This is a genomic window from Saccharibacillus sp. O23 (assembly GCF_002205895.1).
Classification (GTDB): Bacteria; Bacillota; Bacilli; order Paenibacillales; family Paenibacillaceae; genus Saccharibacillus.
Genome location: NZ_NJDE01000002.1, coordinates 1 through 15342, shown reverse-complemented (window position 1 = coordinate 15342; position 15342 = coordinate 1). Strand labels below are relative to the sequence as shown.

Annotated in this window: 23 protein-coding genes; all 23 read right to left on the bottom strand. The window is 40.9% G+C overall.

What is annotated here, in order from left to right; all coding sequences use genetic code 11:
* Positions 1 to 19: 19 nt before the first annotated feature.
* A complete protein-coding gene (locus CDO73_RS01540; RefSeq protein ID WP_256972514.1) occupies positions 20 to 730 on the bottom strand; it encodes a Type 1 glutamine amidotransferase-like domain-containing protein in 711 nt (236 codons plus the stop codon).
* Positions 691 to 1065 (bottom strand): pentapeptide repeat-containing protein, encoded by a 375-nt coding sequence (locus tag CDO73_RS27395; protein ID WP_088486736.1) that lies wholly within the window; start codon positions 1063 to 1065, stop codon positions 691 to 693. The genes CDO73_RS01540 and CDO73_RS27395 overlap by 40 nt, the downstream gene beginning before the upstream one ends.
* 11 nt (positions 1066 to 1076) lie before the next feature.
* Positions 1077 to 1619: a DMP19 family protein gene (locus tag CDO73_RS01530; protein WP_088486735.1), complete on the bottom strand. Its 543-nt coding sequence runs from the start codon at positions 1617 to 1619 to the stop codon at positions 1077 to 1079.
* A 37-nt stretch (positions 1620 to 1656) separates the two neighbouring features.
* Positions 1657 to 2163, bottom strand: a complete 507-nt coding sequence (locus CDO73_RS01525; RefSeq protein WP_088486734.1) for a hypothetical protein — start codon at positions 2161 to 2163, stop codon at positions 1657 to 1659.
* A 161-nt stretch (positions 2164 to 2324) separates the two neighbouring features.
* On the bottom strand, positions 2325 to 3596 hold the full coding sequence (locus tag CDO73_RS01520) for a hypothetical protein (protein ID WP_088486733.1): 1272 nt from the start codon (positions 3594 to 3596) through the stop codon (positions 2325 to 2327).
* Positions 3593 to 4030, bottom strand: coding sequence for a hypothetical protein (locus tag CDO73_RS27065; RefSeq protein WP_256972513.1), 438 nt, complete (start codon positions 4028 to 4030; stop codon positions 3593 to 3595). The genes CDO73_RS01520 and CDO73_RS27065 overlap by 4 nt, the downstream gene beginning before the upstream one ends.
* Positions 4031 to 4158: 128 nt before the next feature.
* On the bottom strand, positions 4159 to 4596 hold the full coding sequence (locus CDO73_RS01510) for a hypothetical protein (protein WP_088486732.1): 438 nt from the start codon (positions 4594 to 4596) through the stop codon (positions 4159 to 4161).
* Positions 4597 to 4628: 32 nt separating this feature from the next.
* A complete protein-coding gene (locus CDO73_RS01505; protein WP_256972512.1) occupies positions 4629 to 5129 on the bottom strand; it encodes a GNAT family N-acetyltransferase in 501 nt (166 codons plus the stop codon).
* Positions 5130 to 5181: 52 nt separating this feature from the next.
* A complete protein-coding gene (locus CDO73_RS01500) occupies positions 5182 to 5769 on the bottom strand; it encodes a DUF4269 domain-containing protein (protein WP_088486731.1) in 588 nt (195 codons plus the stop codon).
* A 1103-nt stretch (positions 5770 to 6872) separates the two neighbouring features.
* Positions 6873 to 7505 (bottom strand): hypothetical protein, encoded by a 633-nt coding sequence (locus CDO73_RS01490; protein WP_088486729.1) that lies wholly within the window; start codon positions 7503 to 7505, stop codon positions 6873 to 6875.
* A 61-nt stretch (positions 7506 to 7566) separates the two neighbouring features.
* Positions 7567 to 8043 (bottom strand): hypothetical protein, encoded by a 477-nt coding sequence (locus tag CDO73_RS01485; RefSeq protein ID WP_088486728.1) that lies wholly within the window; start codon positions 8041 to 8043, stop codon positions 7567 to 7569.
* A 65-nt stretch (positions 8044 to 8108) separates the two neighbouring features.
* Positions 8109 to 8504, bottom strand: a complete 396-nt coding sequence (locus CDO73_RS01480) for a contact-dependent growth inhibition system immunity protein (protein WP_088486727.1) — start codon at positions 8502 to 8504, stop codon at positions 8109 to 8111.
* Between the two features lie 187 nt (positions 8505 to 8691).
* Complete coding sequence (locus tag CDO73_RS01475; protein ID WP_088486726.1) at positions 8692 to 9594, bottom strand: hypothetical protein; 903 nt, start codon at positions 9592 to 9594, stop codon at positions 8692 to 8694.
* A 23-nt stretch (positions 9595 to 9617) separates the two neighbouring features.
* Positions 9618 to 10274: a tetratricopeptide repeat protein gene (locus CDO73_RS01470; protein ID WP_179218466.1), complete on the bottom strand. Its 657-nt coding sequence runs from the start codon at positions 10272 to 10274 to the stop codon at positions 9618 to 9620.
* Positions 10275 to 10293: 19 nt separating this feature from the next.
* Positions 10294 to 10596, bottom strand: coding sequence for a hypothetical protein (locus tag CDO73_RS01465; protein ID WP_088486724.1), 303 nt, complete (start codon positions 10594 to 10596; stop codon positions 10294 to 10296).
* 29 nt (positions 10597 to 10625) lie between these two features.
* Entirely contained in the window at positions 10626 to 11090 is a 465-nt protein-coding gene (locus tag CDO73_RS01460; protein WP_088486723.1) for an SMI1/KNR4 family protein, read from the bottom strand.
* Between the two features lie 333 nt (positions 11091 to 11423).
* Positions 11424 to 11783 carry a hypothetical protein gene (locus CDO73_RS01455; RefSeq protein ID WP_088486722.1) on the bottom strand — a complete coding sequence of 120 codons (360 nt, stop codon included), beginning with the start codon at positions 11781 to 11783 and terminating at the stop codon, positions 11424 to 11426.
* Positions 11784 to 11843: 60 nt separating this feature from the next.
* Positions 11844 to 12467, bottom strand: coding sequence for a DUF3885 domain-containing protein (locus tag CDO73_RS01450; RefSeq protein ID WP_088486721.1), 624 nt, complete (start codon positions 12465 to 12467; stop codon positions 11844 to 11846).
* A 16-nt stretch (positions 12468 to 12483) separates the two neighbouring features.
* The gene (locus tag CDO73_RS01445) at positions 12484 to 12864 is read right to left on the bottom strand and encodes a hypothetical protein (RefSeq protein WP_088486720.1); all 381 of its coding nucleotides are present in this window, start codon (positions 12862 to 12864) and stop codon (positions 12484 to 12486) included.
* 50 nt (positions 12865 to 12914) lie between these two features.
* Positions 12915 to 13244, bottom strand: coding sequence for a low molecular weight protein tyrosine phosphatase family protein (locus CDO73_RS27060; protein WP_088486719.1), 330 nt, complete (start codon positions 13242 to 13244; stop codon positions 12915 to 12917).
* The gene (locus CDO73_RS27390; protein ID WP_373446960.1) at positions 13199 to 13444 is read right to left on the bottom strand and encodes a DUF5984 family protein; all 246 of its coding nucleotides are present in this window, start codon (positions 13442 to 13444) and stop codon (positions 13199 to 13201) included. The genes CDO73_RS27060 and CDO73_RS27390 overlap by 46 nt, the downstream gene beginning before the upstream one ends.
* A 165-nt stretch (positions 13445 to 13609) precedes the next feature.
* Positions 13610 to 14059, bottom strand: a complete 450-nt coding sequence (locus CDO73_RS01435) for a hypothetical protein (protein WP_088486718.1) — start codon at positions 14057 to 14059, stop codon at positions 13610 to 13612.
* Between the two features lie 729 nt (positions 14060 to 14788).
* Entirely contained in the window at positions 14789 to 15226 is a 438-nt protein-coding gene (locus CDO73_RS01425) for a ribosomal-processing cysteine protease Prp (RefSeq protein WP_088486716.1), read from the bottom strand.
* Positions 15227 to 15342 lie beyond the last annotated feature (116 nt).

The following is a 15342-nucleotide window of genomic DNA, read 5'->3' as shown; positions in this document are numbered from 1 at the left end:
GCGAAAAATTCACGGTCGGCTAGGCTTGCTCTTCATCGATCAAGATCGAGAGGCAGTCTTCTTCCTTCAGTCTGGCTACCCGACAGTTTTCCTTGAGTTCGAATGCCGTTATTCTTTCTTCGATCGTGGCGTCAGTCCCGTCTTGGAAAAGGTCTTCTCGATCGTAATGCGGGAAAATAAGCCGATCGGTTACGCCCAATGCCGTAAAGTCCGTCAAACCGGCGGTATTCATCTGCGGCGTAAACAAATCGACGATCTTGATATTCGGACCCAGCAACAACGCGCCGGCGCTGACTCCGACCATCGCGACCTGTTGTGCGGCAAGCTTCCGGATCACTTCGTCGGCTCCGCTTTTTCTCGCGTGATCCAACAAAGTGAACGGGTTCCCGCCGTTGATATAGATAATGTCCCGATCTGCGAGAACCTGCGGGTCGTCGAACTCGATATCCACAAAATCGATATGCCGAAATCCCATGTCTTTAAAGTCTTGCATCGCTCTTTGCGCATAACGGTTATTCTCTTTCGCGGGAGATCCCGTGGTGATGATCGAGACTTTTAATCCCGCGACATCACGCTCCTTAGAGACAGAATCCAGAAATCGATTTTTGATATTTTCGGTAATAAAACCGCAAGAGGTGAGTAATGCGCTGCCCATTAAGATCTCCGTCCTTGTACGATGATTGGATATTCTTATTCTTTTACCAGTTCCATCAGATCCTGCAATGTACATTCGCTAGAATATCGGCTGTTCTGAACAAATGTTATTCCTGTGATGTCAGCATGACTGAATATGCAATGTTCGATCGAATTGTTTATGAATTCAGCATTGGACAAATTTGCGTTTGCGAATATGCAAGTTTTGATATTCGAATCGATCACTTTGGCTTTTCGAAAAGTCGAGCTGCTAAAGTCTAATGTCAAAATGCATTCTTCGAATACGACTTCGTCCAGATTGTAATCGTGAAGTTCACCGGATTCTATAACTTCAATATTAGAGAAATGATTTTCCCCCGATCGTAAAAGCTCTTTAAATTCAGCTAAAGTTAATTCTGTATGTATTCTCATGGAGAATCACCTCAATCGGAAATCGTCTGCTTAAGTTCTTTCGACTTTGCAGGCCAATCTTTAGACAGATACTTAAGAAGGTAATCAAAAATATTGCGATCTTCCGAACTCAAGTATAATTGCGCGGCCAGCGCTGCAATCTCGCTTAGGATTTGCTCGTCGATACGGTGTCTTTGTTCGAAAGTCGTAATCTGACCAGGCTGTAATTCAATCTCCGAACTGAAATCGATACCTTCGATCCGTTTTTCTATCTGCTCCAATAAGTCTGCATCTTCTACGGCTTCGATTAATCGTAAAGTTCGAATAGTCGCGTTTAAATAGTTGCCCGAAGAATTTTCGAAAAAACCTAAAATCCCGTTTATCGACAATTCCGTATCGAAATCGATGACCCATATGATCGTTTTTAATAATTCGGGCAGTTCTTCGACTCGGTTTCTTACCGAAAGCAGCTCTTTTTCGTAGATCACACTTGCGATCTGTTCGACAAGATCGTCCGGGGTGAACGTCTCCTTCGACGGAATCAGTAACCGGATGGAATGATCGGGTAGGCTCACTGTCTTCACCTCAATTTTATCGCTTAGAACATAAGAATTACGTCCTTATCATCTTCGCATAGATCTTTGCCGTAACCGGCAGCTTATCCTCATCTTCTGCTTCTTCATGCTCTTCGCCGGTTCCGTCCTCTATGATCTTCAATCCATCGAAGCAAGCCTTTTCTGTATACCAATCAACGAGTTCAAGCAAAGAATAGTTTTCTTTTGCTTCCTCGTCTTCGTAATAAGAAACCACCGTGACTGTAAAGGCCGGGATCAAAGCGTCCGCTTTTAAATAGAAGATAAAGTTCTTAGCCTGATAATACGTCCTCAGATACCGCTCGATCGCTTCCTCCGTATGAGTAAAGGCTTCGATTAGTTTATCTGAAGGTATTCGATTATGCTTAATCAGCCGGTTGAATCCGTATATGTAGAAGTAATTGTAATAAAACTCTCGTTCTCTTAACTCGGGATCATTCGCAAATAAGAAGGCAGGAGAGGTCGTAAGGGAATGAATTTCTCTATAAGCTTTTTGAGCGTACATTTTCAAGTAGTCAAGGATCACGCACTCGCCTCTTTTCGGTCGAACAAGATTCGCCTTTTGGATGATTGGACAACTTCGTCGTGTTCTTCAATAAGCTGGATCGCTTCTCTCCATTGATTCGTTCCGTTTCCGGCTCCGGTTACCAACCTCATTCTTCTATTCACGCAAAGTACGGATCTCCACTACTGCTCCGTATCCAACAGGATTTCGACTCCGTCCGGCCTTTTGTGAAGTACATGCCCTTTAACGTCTAATTCCAGCTTCTTATATAAGTCATTACTGATTATGAGCTGATCAAAACTCTCCATTCGATCCGCTATTCGATCCGCCGCCAGATTCTCTATCGCATACGCTGCATGAGGCCAACATTCATTCGTTCCGAAAAGAACTTTTATATCTTCTTCCAATGCGCTTCCGCCGATCAGAAAAGGAATGGCTTGATACATATTTCGAAGCATTTCGTAGAACTCCGGTTTCTCGTCCGCTCCAATTCCGGGTTGATCCCATTCGTCGGTATCGAATTCCGAACCGTAAAAGCAAAGAGACAAGCAAAGCAAATTCGTATGTATTCTTTCTGCAAAAAGAAGCGCTTGGCGGACTCGGTTCATTTTCACGGTTACGTTCAGACGCATTTGATGAATCCTGTGACTGGCAGCGTCTTCTTCGTCAAAAGGATATCCTTTGTAAAAATCGGCGATCATTTGCGGAATATCAGGTGTAACGATTTGCATCTTCGAAGAACGGATCATCCGATCCAAAAGATGCTGCAGATGTTCGGTTTCTTCGATTACAAAACTAAGTTCGAAGAAAGGACCTCCTTGCAGCTCATTCTTTGAATTCCCGCCGTAGTCTTTTAAAATGTTCTCGATATGATAAACGGCCGCTTCTTTATATGCCTGATCTATCGCCCTATTCGGGTCAAAATAAAAAGCGAAAAATTCTTCGAGCAAACATGGAAATTTGCTGTATTCCCAAGCATCATCATCCGTAAATACGATTCCTTTCGTGAGTTCCGCTAAAGCGCCGGCCATGATTCCATAAGCCAGATGGTATAAAGAAGCCGTTCCCGCATATCGAGTTACGCTCCAGTGGTCCTTCTTTTTTAGGCTGGTTCTGATCAACGGTTCCAGCCTTTTAGATTGCTCTCTTTCCAGCTCGGCCTCCCATAATAAGTCTGCTTGCACTTGATCATTATTGAGTTGATCGATGCAAAATCCGCCTTCGACTTCCGGAGTGAACACCCATAAATAACAGTGCTCCGTTAGATCGAGAACTTCATTTTTATTAAAATACAATGTTCCTTCTTTGTTCTTTAAAGTAAAATCCAAATCGAACCGCTTATCAACGCCTAATGATCTTAGCTTCATTTCGAATAGCTCATTGGTTCTCTTCAACAACTCGGCATAGGTAGGCAAGTTCTCCGAAGTCGGATATACCTCGAAACTCGTACTCATAGATCCTCCTTTAACCGCGAAGGTTGATCTCGCTTCAAAACGAACCTCTTCGGCGGCCCCGCTTCTTGTTCGGATTCGAAATACGCCAGCCCTTTACCGCAAATAATGATGGACGGCATTCCGTAGCCGACGGCCTGCTGAAGAGCTTCCGATAAAGGTAGGGTCTGTCCGTCTATTTCAGGATTCAAAGATAAACAGTAGCCTTCGGCGTCAGCGCCATGACTTTTCAGTAGGTTTAAAATTGATTGGAGATTCGAATTGGGCTTTGTTAACTCGTGCATGTATTTTTCGATAAGAATATTCTTAAACTGATGCGCGAACCGGCTTAATCCTTCTTTTCTTTTGCGGGGCGAACTTAATTCGAAATATAATCGTTCTCTTATTCTGGTCGCGCAAAACGATTCGATAAATGCTTGTTCGAGTTGTGGATTCATACATCCTCCAGAGAGTCTATAAGGTCGGTCAATTCATTGGGATTGTTAACGAAATACTTCCAGAAGCCGATAAACGGATCTTTGGAATCCAGCGAATTCGGGGTCATGTTGTCCTCCTTTTTCCTTCTTTAAGGCTTCTTCCAAGTCTTCTTCTTAACGATTTCTTGCGGGCTTGCTTCCAGCATGATTCCCCGCGTTCGATCTCTGATCCGCCATATCCATTCATCGTTTGCATCCGTTACAAACGTGTGCAGCATGTACTCCCCGATCTTTACGGTGATATCGTTTGTTACCTCGTCGACTTCTATGTTCTCCACTTCTTTTGAAGATAACACTTCTATGATTTGGGCCAGAACATTAAATTTCTGCTCATCTTCCGTTTGCAGTTGTCTCGATCCGATCAAGACTTTCTTGTTATCGTGCAAATGCCATGCAGGTTCAAGCGAAATCGAGAATCCGCTTTGCTCGCCCGGCATCGAGTCCAGATAAATGATCAGCGAATTCCCTATTACTCTTGTCATCACTGCTTTGGTTCCGATTACTGAACGAATCATATCCGGCTTCATCCTATTCTCCTTTTTCAATGCCTCTGTTTAGGTTAACTAACAAACGTTTGTATCGTTTTCCCGTCCTCGACCAGTTCTTCGAATCGGCCTTTCGTATATTCATCGATCGCTCTTTTCCAAAAGATCTGCGCGCCTTTATTGTTCTCGATCTGATGTACTTCCCACGGTCCCTTGTGCCGGCTGAAGATATCTGCTGCGACTGCTTTCCCTATGCCTTCTCGTCTGTACTTCTTTAATACGAAAAACTCCGCGATCGAATAATGCCGAACTCCGACGTCTTCGATCAAACGCACCAACACAAACCCTGCGTACTTCTCTTCTCGTTTGATCACGTAAGCAAATTGACGGTTTCCTTCTTCAAAATATTCATCTAAAGGGTAAGGACTATACTGGCCGTTCTCTTCTACATCAAAGCCGAGAAACTCGGAAAAATCGTAAATATAAAATTGCATCAGATCGGCTAATGCATTTCTATGCGTGTGATTAGCGGGGACGATACTAAAATTCATTTCAAACCCTCCGGTTTCAGTCATTAAGCGGTCTTCGTACTTTGTTCTTATACATATAACTGCGTAGAACAGGAACCTAGTACGCTGATCGAATTCTCTTCAGGTAGTTTCTCAATCGTTCTTCATCCCATTCGCACATCTCCAACAAAGCTTGGTAAGGATCGCCCTGCAAGTTTAGCATCTTTCCGAAAGCCGGCTCGGTTTTCAATCCTCCGCTTTTTAAATCGATGATATATTCTTTTGCTTTATTTCCCAATATATTCAGTATACGATATTCAATGATCATATGCTTATAACCGTTCTGTCGGAGAGTAGGAACAGGTTGTCCGAAAATTTCAAAAATCCAATCTTCATAAGTAAAGTTGCACACGACTCTTTCAATCTGATCGACTGTTTGGGTTTTGATCACGAAGTCCTCGTATTTCCTATATTCCTGAACAAGCCGTTCTGCGAATTGTGCGGCATCTTGAAACTCGCAGACGATATCCAAATCGCTAGTCGGCAGATCGATTTCGATCGGCACGGTTCCGACAAGCAAGGGGTCAAACGAACTTAACGCCGTCATGATCTCCAAGTCGTTCAGAACACGAAACGCGCTGCGCTGCCGAACGTTTCCGTCGTTTAAATAGGCAATATCCGTAAAATGATAAGCGGCTTCGGTCATATGTTTCAGTCCATTCTTCTGATTTTTGGATGCCTTTTACCTCCGAAACCTAAACAAAAACGCCGACAAGCAATCCGGCGCTTTTGCACTCGCTTGTCGACTATTCTTCGATCTTTTTAAGCTCGTAGGCGATCATTTGCCCGGCCTTTTCGGGTTCCATCATCATTTTCAACCTCTTTCTAATCAGCTTAAGTCAAATGTTGTCCATCCCTTCTCTTTGACTAGATGATTTAGTTCTTGAAAATTACGAATGCCTCTTCTTTTTATTCTATTCATTGCGAGCCTAGGTAATTGTCCTCGATTGCTAAATTCGAATCTAATGATCGCATCCGCATAAAATTCGAAAAACGGAGGGCGGCCGATTATATTCCGTTGTCCTACGCAGTTTGTTGATTCTTCATTCAAATCGCTAATCACAAAATCATCCGACTTATTGACGTACTCGACCCAGTTTCTTCTGCACGCATAGAAGTCAATAAACTCGAGCTCCGTTTCAGATCTGAATGTAAGTCCTTTCGCATCGACAGAGAGTATACAAGTATAGGGATATGATCTTAGCATCGAATCTCTCCAAGCTATCTGTTATTGTGCTTTTCCATTTTCCTTTTGACGTTGATCGGCTTTAATCCTTTCCTTTTCCGATCGTTGTTCGACCAATTTCCTTTCTCATAGATTCGATAAGCGATCTCTTTGATGATTTCTGCAAAATCTCCATGCTCGTTCTTCATCCCGTAGTAATAACCTCGATAATCCGTGTTTCGATGTCCGAAATGTATAAGCTTTACCGGTTTTATTAGAGATTCGTTCTCATCATATTCTTTGATAAAACAAACGAAATCTCCGTAACTATAAACGATTCTGACGAGATAGGGCCGATGATTCAAATGCATTTCTTTTTCGATCAGTGCCGGTACTAATGAAGGTAAAATAGGATCATCTCGCTTTTCTTTGATTTACCTAAGCTCATTGATTATTCTTTCCGCATTAGATCTCACATACCGGAATTCACTATTTAGCGCTAGCATAGAGTTCCTTCACCTTACAATACCTCGTCGAGCAGATTTTCGAGAATTGCTATTAACGTTCGTAGCACAAAGATGAACTTAGGCGAAGCCGTAGTCTTCCATAATCAATCTTGCATACTCGTTCCAGTCTTTACGATCGGTATTTATTTCTTTGGTAGGGACGAGCGACTTTGCGGCTTGGATTCTAAGGTTATTTTGAGTTTCGATCAAATCTTCGCAGGCTTGTTCCATATCCTCTCTAGGCTTACCGACCCATTCGTCCGGATTCCTGCTTTTGATGCGTTCTTCTGCCTTCTCGTTTGAAAGGGTGAGCAGGATACAGTTAGCGCCAAGTTCGCACAATTGTTTTTCCAGCTCTGTTATTTCGATCTCGTCAGCTTCCGGGAATGCCGCACGATGATTCAAATGAAACCTTTCCAATATAAAAAAGAGGCCTCTGGATTTCCTGCGACCCGGACCTAAAAAGTTCGCCCAATCGTTTAACGGCTTGATCAGATCGACACGGCTTTTCAACAAATCGAGATGCTGCTCGCGAGATAATCGGACGAACTTTCCATGAACGTTATGCAAGATCTGAGAGTAATGCTCGCCGAGTATGACCACGCTTGATTCCGAAGCCTCGTCCTGCGCTTGATACCGTTTGAGGGCTCTAAGCAATGAGGTTTTCCCTGAATTCGAATATCCTTCAAGAATGATTCCTCTAATGTTCATTGTGTGATTGTTCCTTCTTATAAGGGCTTCGTCAATACTCTTATATTAGCCGGCATAGGAGCTACATAGTTTTGTAATAAATGTTCGTTATATACTTTTTATCTCCGTAACGAATCTCTTTAGGATAATTTTCGCTGCCGATCTGTGACTTCAGCAAATCATGACTCTCTTGTATTTCGCTTTTGATCTCTGCCCTTGCGTGTAAATCATTAAGTATGTTTTTTATACGCTTCTCATTATCATTTTCAATCTTGCAGCGGACTCCTAGTTGCACCATATTATACTGATCAGTGAAGTCATGAAACAAATCTATGAGTATAAAACTTTCCTTATCCTCTTTATTAAAAAACACAAAAGCATCTCCTTTGCCCGCGCTGCTAGCTCCTTCACCATAGGATAAATATTGATCGTATAATTCCATAAAATCAAATCTTATATTTAATTGTTGCATCAATTCTTCTAAAAGAAACATTTCGATTTCATCATCTATAAGATCAAAAAAAGGTAAGTAAAAAGAGTATTCCATATATGTTTTCATTTATGTTCCTTCTCTTCTTTTAATGTATTTAGTTTCTGAAGCATCACATCTAATCTTAAATCCACTTACAACTGACCACTTCTATATTTGCTTATTTTCCCGTCTATCATATTTGCCGTGTCTTCATAGATTCCAATCACTTCATCCAATTCGTTCTTTAAATCTTGATGTTCGATCCAATATTCTTGCTTGACTTGGAGCACCGAGGAGAACAAATCTCCAATATATAAGTCCCCTGATGCAAATGGATTTTGTGTTAATTCTTCTAAAGCCAGCGGCAAAAGCAAGTCCAGATTCATTTGTTGTCCGATCAGCAGCCTTAGATCCTCTTTATCTAATTCGCAAATAGGCTTCTTTCTTAAGCGATGCACTTTAATCACCAATGAAGAATCAAAATCGGGCTTATCCCAATATACGCCTTCAAGTTCTTCAATCGTTTGGGTCAGATCGACTTGCCGCATGGGTTCACCCTCTTCACTCTTCACTCTTCATTCCAATTCACAACAGTGATTTCTTTGTCTTCCGATAGGCACCACTCGATGATTTCGCCTACCAATTTCGGAGTGATTATTTCATCCTCCCATTTGGGCGTGAGGACTCTTCTGTTCTTGTACTGGCTCAGTTCGTCTATCGCCTTTTTGCAAACAGCTATTCGGATCCGTTTATTTCTTCCAAATAAAAGTTTACTGCATCACGCGAGTTGTTGATTGAAGTTACTTTAAGGGTCGCTTCTGATGGATCCTCAGAAAAAACATAATTCAACCAAATTTCTCCCCGATCTCCGAACATGATTCCGCGATAACTTGAATCCATGTTAATCGGATCACCTGCTTTTATTGATGTTAAATAATCATGATAGAAAATGTCATCAAATTTATCCATAAATTGTTTTTCGTTCTCTATCGATACCTCTTCGTCTTTCACTTCAACCGATATCGGATAAGATATTTTTCTGGCTACATTAAATTTGGCGCCAGACAATATCTCCTTTTTAAGCGCTTTAGCAAAGTTCTCGACCTCTTCTGTACTTGGTGCCCCCGCATCTACATAAAGATTATCTAAATGCCTGGGGAACGCTGATTCTAATCTGAGAGATAAGGAAACTGACTTATTGCTTTTTAGATCAGTCTTTACTCCTTTGACTTCTAGATGCTCCGAGACAACCTCTCCTTCAAATTTACCTACTTTGTTTCCTTGCTGATCTAGTTCGTAGAGTTCGAGACGATTATTATGAAAAGAACCGATTAACGGAATCTTAATTTGTTGGTCCTTATAAAAGAAATTCCCCGTTATATCGTTGTATTCATCTACCCATAAAAGCATACCGATTGCGAGTTTATCATCAACCCTGCCGCTGAATTTGTTGAACTGTTCGTTAAAAAGCTCATAACTATTATTGTTCTCGTCAACATCACGAATAACATCGCTTTTAACGTCTTCGTAAAGGCCGCTGTGTTCTTCCGAGGGTTTTTCATTAGTCATTTCTGCTACTTTAGGGTTACATGCTGCTAATAGAAAACAAATTAATATTATTGGTATAAGTCTCTTCATAAACTAATCTCCAATATGTTGTTCTACTGCAAATCGGCTTTTAATTTTCCCAGCAAAGCTTTCGCTTCTTCATCCTCTTTATTCAATTCAAGATATTTGTTCAAGTAATTCAAGGCTTCTGGATAATGATAAGTTCCCCTATATATTTGTGCTAGATTCCAATAGGCCAAACTCTCGTTTGGATCAAGAATGATCGCTGCTTCCAACCGTTTCTTCGCTTCTTCGATATGATTTAACCGATACTCGACGACTCCGCAATTCAAAAGCGTTTCTGGTTGATCCGGGTTGATTTCAAGCGATTTTAGGTATGCTTTTCGAGCGCTCTGCAAGTCCCCCTGACCTTCGTAAAATACGCCTAAGTAATATAAAGTGTCCTCATCTGCTTCGTTCAACTGCAGCGCTTTTTGCAAAAACTCTAACGCTTTGGAATCGTCCTTCTGTTTCATATAGGCTCTGCTTTTATTGGTATAAAGTCTGGCCCATTCCGGATCTACTAAAATGGCCTCATCGAACCAACGGTGGGCCTCATCCAAACGGCCTAGCCGCATCTCGCAGCAGCCTAGATAGTTCATGCTATCTATGACGTCGATTCCCGACCGGATACATTCTTTGAATTTCTCGGCAGCTTCCAAAAATTTCTGTTCGTAGTATAGCTGATCGCCTTGATCGTAAAGTGTCATGATAGCTCTCCAATTCGACCTAAAGTCCTTTAATCTCATCCAGCATTTTTTTTGCCATGCTTAATACGCTTTCTTTGTTCTCCTCCAATTTCTTCAACTTTATTTTCAGCGCTTCTTGATTCCATAATTCATATTCGCCAGGCAAAGGTATATCGCTTAGATCGTAATAATATTCATCGAAATCATACCAAATCAACTCATTCCCTGAGTGATGCATAGCGGAAAGCAAATGACACCCCAGATGTATAGGTATTCTTTCGGTTATCATATCTTCCAGTACCTTTATGGCTTCTTCAATATTATTTTGATCCATGTCTGTCATATGTTCGCTCCTCGAACGATTTCGCTCGCTTAATCTCTCCAACTTATACTGGAATGTTCTTCAATCTCTTGTAACAAAAACTCCTCGAAGGTATCAAATAATTGAATGGCCGATGTCGGATCTTCCATTCCTTCGTACCAGAGAAATACAGGCGGATTTTCGCCCATATCCACATCGAAAAAACGAATTTCATACCCTTGATGCATGGAAAAGACAAACGAAGTATCGGATAAAGTCATAGGGTTCTGATTCTCTTCTAATAACTCTTTTGCCCATGTTTGAATTTCAAGAAGGTTCGTATAATGAACAACCGTTCCTTGAAATAATCTGCCCGATTCGCGTCCTGCCGCCGATAAAAATTCTTTATATATTCCCGGCAGCTTAAGACCGATCCGATCCTCTAATTTGAGGATCTCTTCTTCCGTACAACCCGCGAGAGGCGCGTTAACGAGTTTCTTATTCATTAAAAGTGTTTCTATATCCTTCTTCTTCATGCTTCCCCCTAGATGTCCATCCAGAAGTTCGATATAACGTTCTTCTGTTCACAAACTTTCTCGCTATCCGATGATTTTTTCAGAGGTATCTCTTGAAGCCCCTACTTACTGAACCGTCGAAACCTTCTCTTTCAAAAAAACGGTGTGCTTCTTGACGTCTCCAATAATTGCGTTCGATCTTTGGCTTTTGCTTCTCGAATCACTAGTCGTTCACTCCTTTTAGATTTCGGGCTGGTTTCGGATCACGTTCCTGTATCGACGACGTCGCAGCGACTTCAGATCGCGAAGCTGCCGAATCCTCTTCTAGCTTCTGTCGAACCGAGAGCCGAATCTCTATTTTTCGATTTGGAAAGTGAGTATGTATTCTTCTATCGGCAATATCGTACCGTGGTCATCGTCAATATAAATGTCTCTAATAAAATTGTCCTGACTCAATATTTTCTTCATCAGTTCTTTGGATTTATAGATCATCATGATGAATCGAGGGTTGCGAAAAGGAATCTTCTGTAATTCTTCAAATTCGTAATCATTTATAATACTTTCAGAAAAATCATAAAAGACATGTTCTTCCCCATAATCGACGACAAATCTGTTGTTCTCTACACTGGAAACTGTACTTGCTCCAAAGTATTTAATTTTATGTACGGAATCGATATTGAATGTTTCATCGCCGATCAGAATGATCCATTGCATAGCAAACCCTTCCTCTCAAAATCGTGTGCCCGAAGCGTGAATATTAGGTTAGGCGATGGATCACTCTTCTTTAAATATGCTGTCGAAATAATCTCTCCAATAATCCACGATCCAGTCATTGTATTTGAGATATAAAGGCTTTAATCGCTCTTTCGATTTCGCATGAATGATGCACCCTCTATCGTCGTACATATGAAAAACAACGTCTTTATCCTTGCTGACGAAAAAGACGCTTTGACCGATCGACGGTTCTCTTCCCTGCTCGTAATGGCTGATTCCTTCAAGGATTTGTTTATAAGGAAATGAAGAAACTCGTCCGTTCAAGATTTTAATTCCGTACTCATTCTTTATTTCGATCGTGTTCCCTGCTTCGTCCTCATCTTCGTCTAATTCGAATCCGATTTCCTCTTCGATGACTTTACCGTCGAGCAGCTCGTAGAGATAGTCGGGCGTCGTATTTCCGAACATAGGGTCGTCTTGACTCCCCCAGTCTTTGATATATACAAAGATAAGATCCTCTTGATCAAAAATCTCTTCGAATATAGTGACTACTCTTTGATTGACCTGCTCGATTCTTTGGTCCGATCCGTTTTCATAAGGTTCTCCGAGTTCAAATCTAATATGCACTTCGCCGCTTAAGTTTGGAAAATGATTGTCCAGATATTCGATGATTTCCTTTTTCATTTAATCCGCTCTTTTCTCAAGGCTTCAGCCTATATGATTTTATTTCCTTGACCTTCCCGGACTTTGCCGTATTGCTGAACGTGTAGACGTCGCAGAAATCGATTTTTGTTCCGTTCGTTAATAAGATCACGCCGTTTATTGAAGCAAATTTGCCGTGCGTGATTACTTGGTCGATTTCTAAGCAGTCGATCGGATCTTTGTTTTCGTGCTGCAAAAGATCGAGTAACGCGCTTTGACCTTCAACTTTTTTACCTTCTTTTAATTGATGCCATATTACGGATTCGTCGGCATATTCTTTAATGATCTCGATTCGTTGTCGTAGGATCGCTATCGTAAAATCAATAACGATTTGTTTCCTCGGAGCATTGTCGCATCCTTTTGGAATGATCGTTTTCATCTCGTTTCGCTCCCTTCTATTTATTGAATCAGCTATTCGTTCTTATTTAGTCATTCGGGCACTTCAATATATTCGGATACTCTTGATTTCAATATTTCGATTAATTCCTCATCCATAAATTGATAATCATCCGGGATATCAAGACAGATTAATCTTTTATTCTTGAGACTGGTTGAGAATTTATCTTTAAGCCTTCTCGTATGCTTTTTCTCCATTACAAAAATCAAGTCCGACCACCCGATATGTCCTTCTGTTACTTTAATTCTAGCTCCTTCTTCCGTTCCTGCCGATCTTACTTCATAGCCATTGTATCGATCAAAAATCTTCTCGGCCGTTAAACTACGCCACTTATTGCGGCTGCATATAAAAAGTAATTTAATATCTTGTCACCTCTCCCTTTGTGATCCTTGATTATTAATAACGAACTCAGACAATGTTTCTTGAAACCTCTTCGGATTTCTTTAAAATCAAACCAGTAATAGCAATCGGTTAAACCAAACCAATATAAAACGCGAGGGTTCTCATCGCCCCAAGGTTGAATGTCTCTCCAGTTTTTCAGCTTATAGCGGATCAGTACCATTCATTCCTAGGTTTTCAACTTGGTTGGCCTGCAATTTCTTATACCGTTCCTATGTGCACGTCCCGGTGCATGTGGGTATTTGGCGAATGCCGGACCAAGATCGTATCGTATGTCCGCAGCGTGAACACAGTGTTAGACGAAGCCTTTGGTCGCGTTAAATTACATTCATTCCAATGGCTTTGTCGCTTCTTCCAGTTCCCCTTGTGAATCCAAATATCTTAATGTTTGTTCAACTTCAGTTATTTCTAGAGACTTCATAATGATTAAATGCTTCATGAAAAACCCGGGCGGATCCATCATAGGATTCTTAAAGTGTTCCACCAGCTTTTCGGGCGTCGTCATATGACACCAGCGTCGAGTTCCGTTATCAAAAGTGATTGTGACCTCAATGATGTCCCAATCTTTAATCTCATCATCAAACTTCCATTCCTTCATATGCAGCAATAACACTTTACCCATATCGAAATAGAGTTGGCTTACCCATACTCGTCTTCCATGATCGCCAATAATTCTGTACTTGTCATTTGCATAATCAATTATTTCATATGGCTTTCCTCGAGTTAATGCATGTTTATATACACCAACGATCTTGCAAGTAATCAGTTTATCTGTCATTGGAAATCACCTGTATTTAAGATTCATCCGCTATTCAAAGATTTCGAATAACGTTTCTGTATTCACGACCCGACGAATGCCGGACCAAATACGAATATCCGTAGCGTAAATATGTTGTTATGTGTCGCTCTACTCTTATTCGATCTCGCAGCCCAATTTCTTCAATTCGTTTTTGATTGTCAAATATCTTTCCGATCCTAATAACAGTTCGTTGTAAAAATACATGTAGTTCCCCGGGTATCCCTTTATTTCTTTTTGATGATCCTTCAACAGAAGTTCGACATGTTCTCTATAAAACCCTAAGATTCTCTTCGTTCTTCTATCTGCTCTAATCCTATTTAAATACGCTTTCAATTCAATCAATCTTTCTTGCGTATACTCCAACACTTCGCGAATGGCTGGTTCACGCAGTGAAAGATACTCTTCTGATCGGTCTTCCCAATGCTTGATAAAAATCTCTTTCCGGTCTGTCATAATCTCAAATATAGGCTTCACGATTTGTAGTTCTTGCTTGAGTCGATAAATCTTAAAGTAAGAAAAAGGCTTGAAAGTGATGAGGATTCACCTCGGTTTGAAAAAGTTTTTAGCCGCCTTCGGGAGTTGCATATAAAGTTCTTGTATTCAAGCCCCGATGCATGTAGGACGTTCGGCGAATGTCGATCCAGGGCCGAATGACCCGCAACGTGAATATATTGTTAGGTGAAGGAACCTCTTCTTTGAATAACCTGATTATCTTTGAAATATTTTAAATCGACTTATTTTTTGTTCTTCATATATCTTTTCTATTGTTATGTATTTTTCACCATAGGTATTTTGTATGCTATACATTCCCATTTCTAGAGACTTTAATAATGTTTTCGCCTCTTTACTTCCACGATTTTTCGTTTTTAGATCTGGTAATATACATTTTGAGTAATTCCTTTGCATGTCTGCTTCTACATTATCTTTAGTTAAGTGTTTTAGGCTATGTATGGTATTAATGATTAATGCTGAAACCGCAGCGGCAATTATATCAAGACCATACTGAGTAAATCCTGTTTCACCCTTTGCAACAAATCCATATAAAATGGACTTGTTATTAAAATAGAACCTGAATATAAACGGTTCTCTCTCTCCCTCAAGTATTGATTTTTGGATCTCTATGTCTTCGTCATTTGGCTTGTACATATATACTCTCCTTGAGATCCTTAATTACATTTGCCTAAGGGTCTTTCACATAACGTTCCTGTATTCAAGACGCGGCGCATGTCGGTCCAGGGACGAATGTCCGCAGCGTGAATATT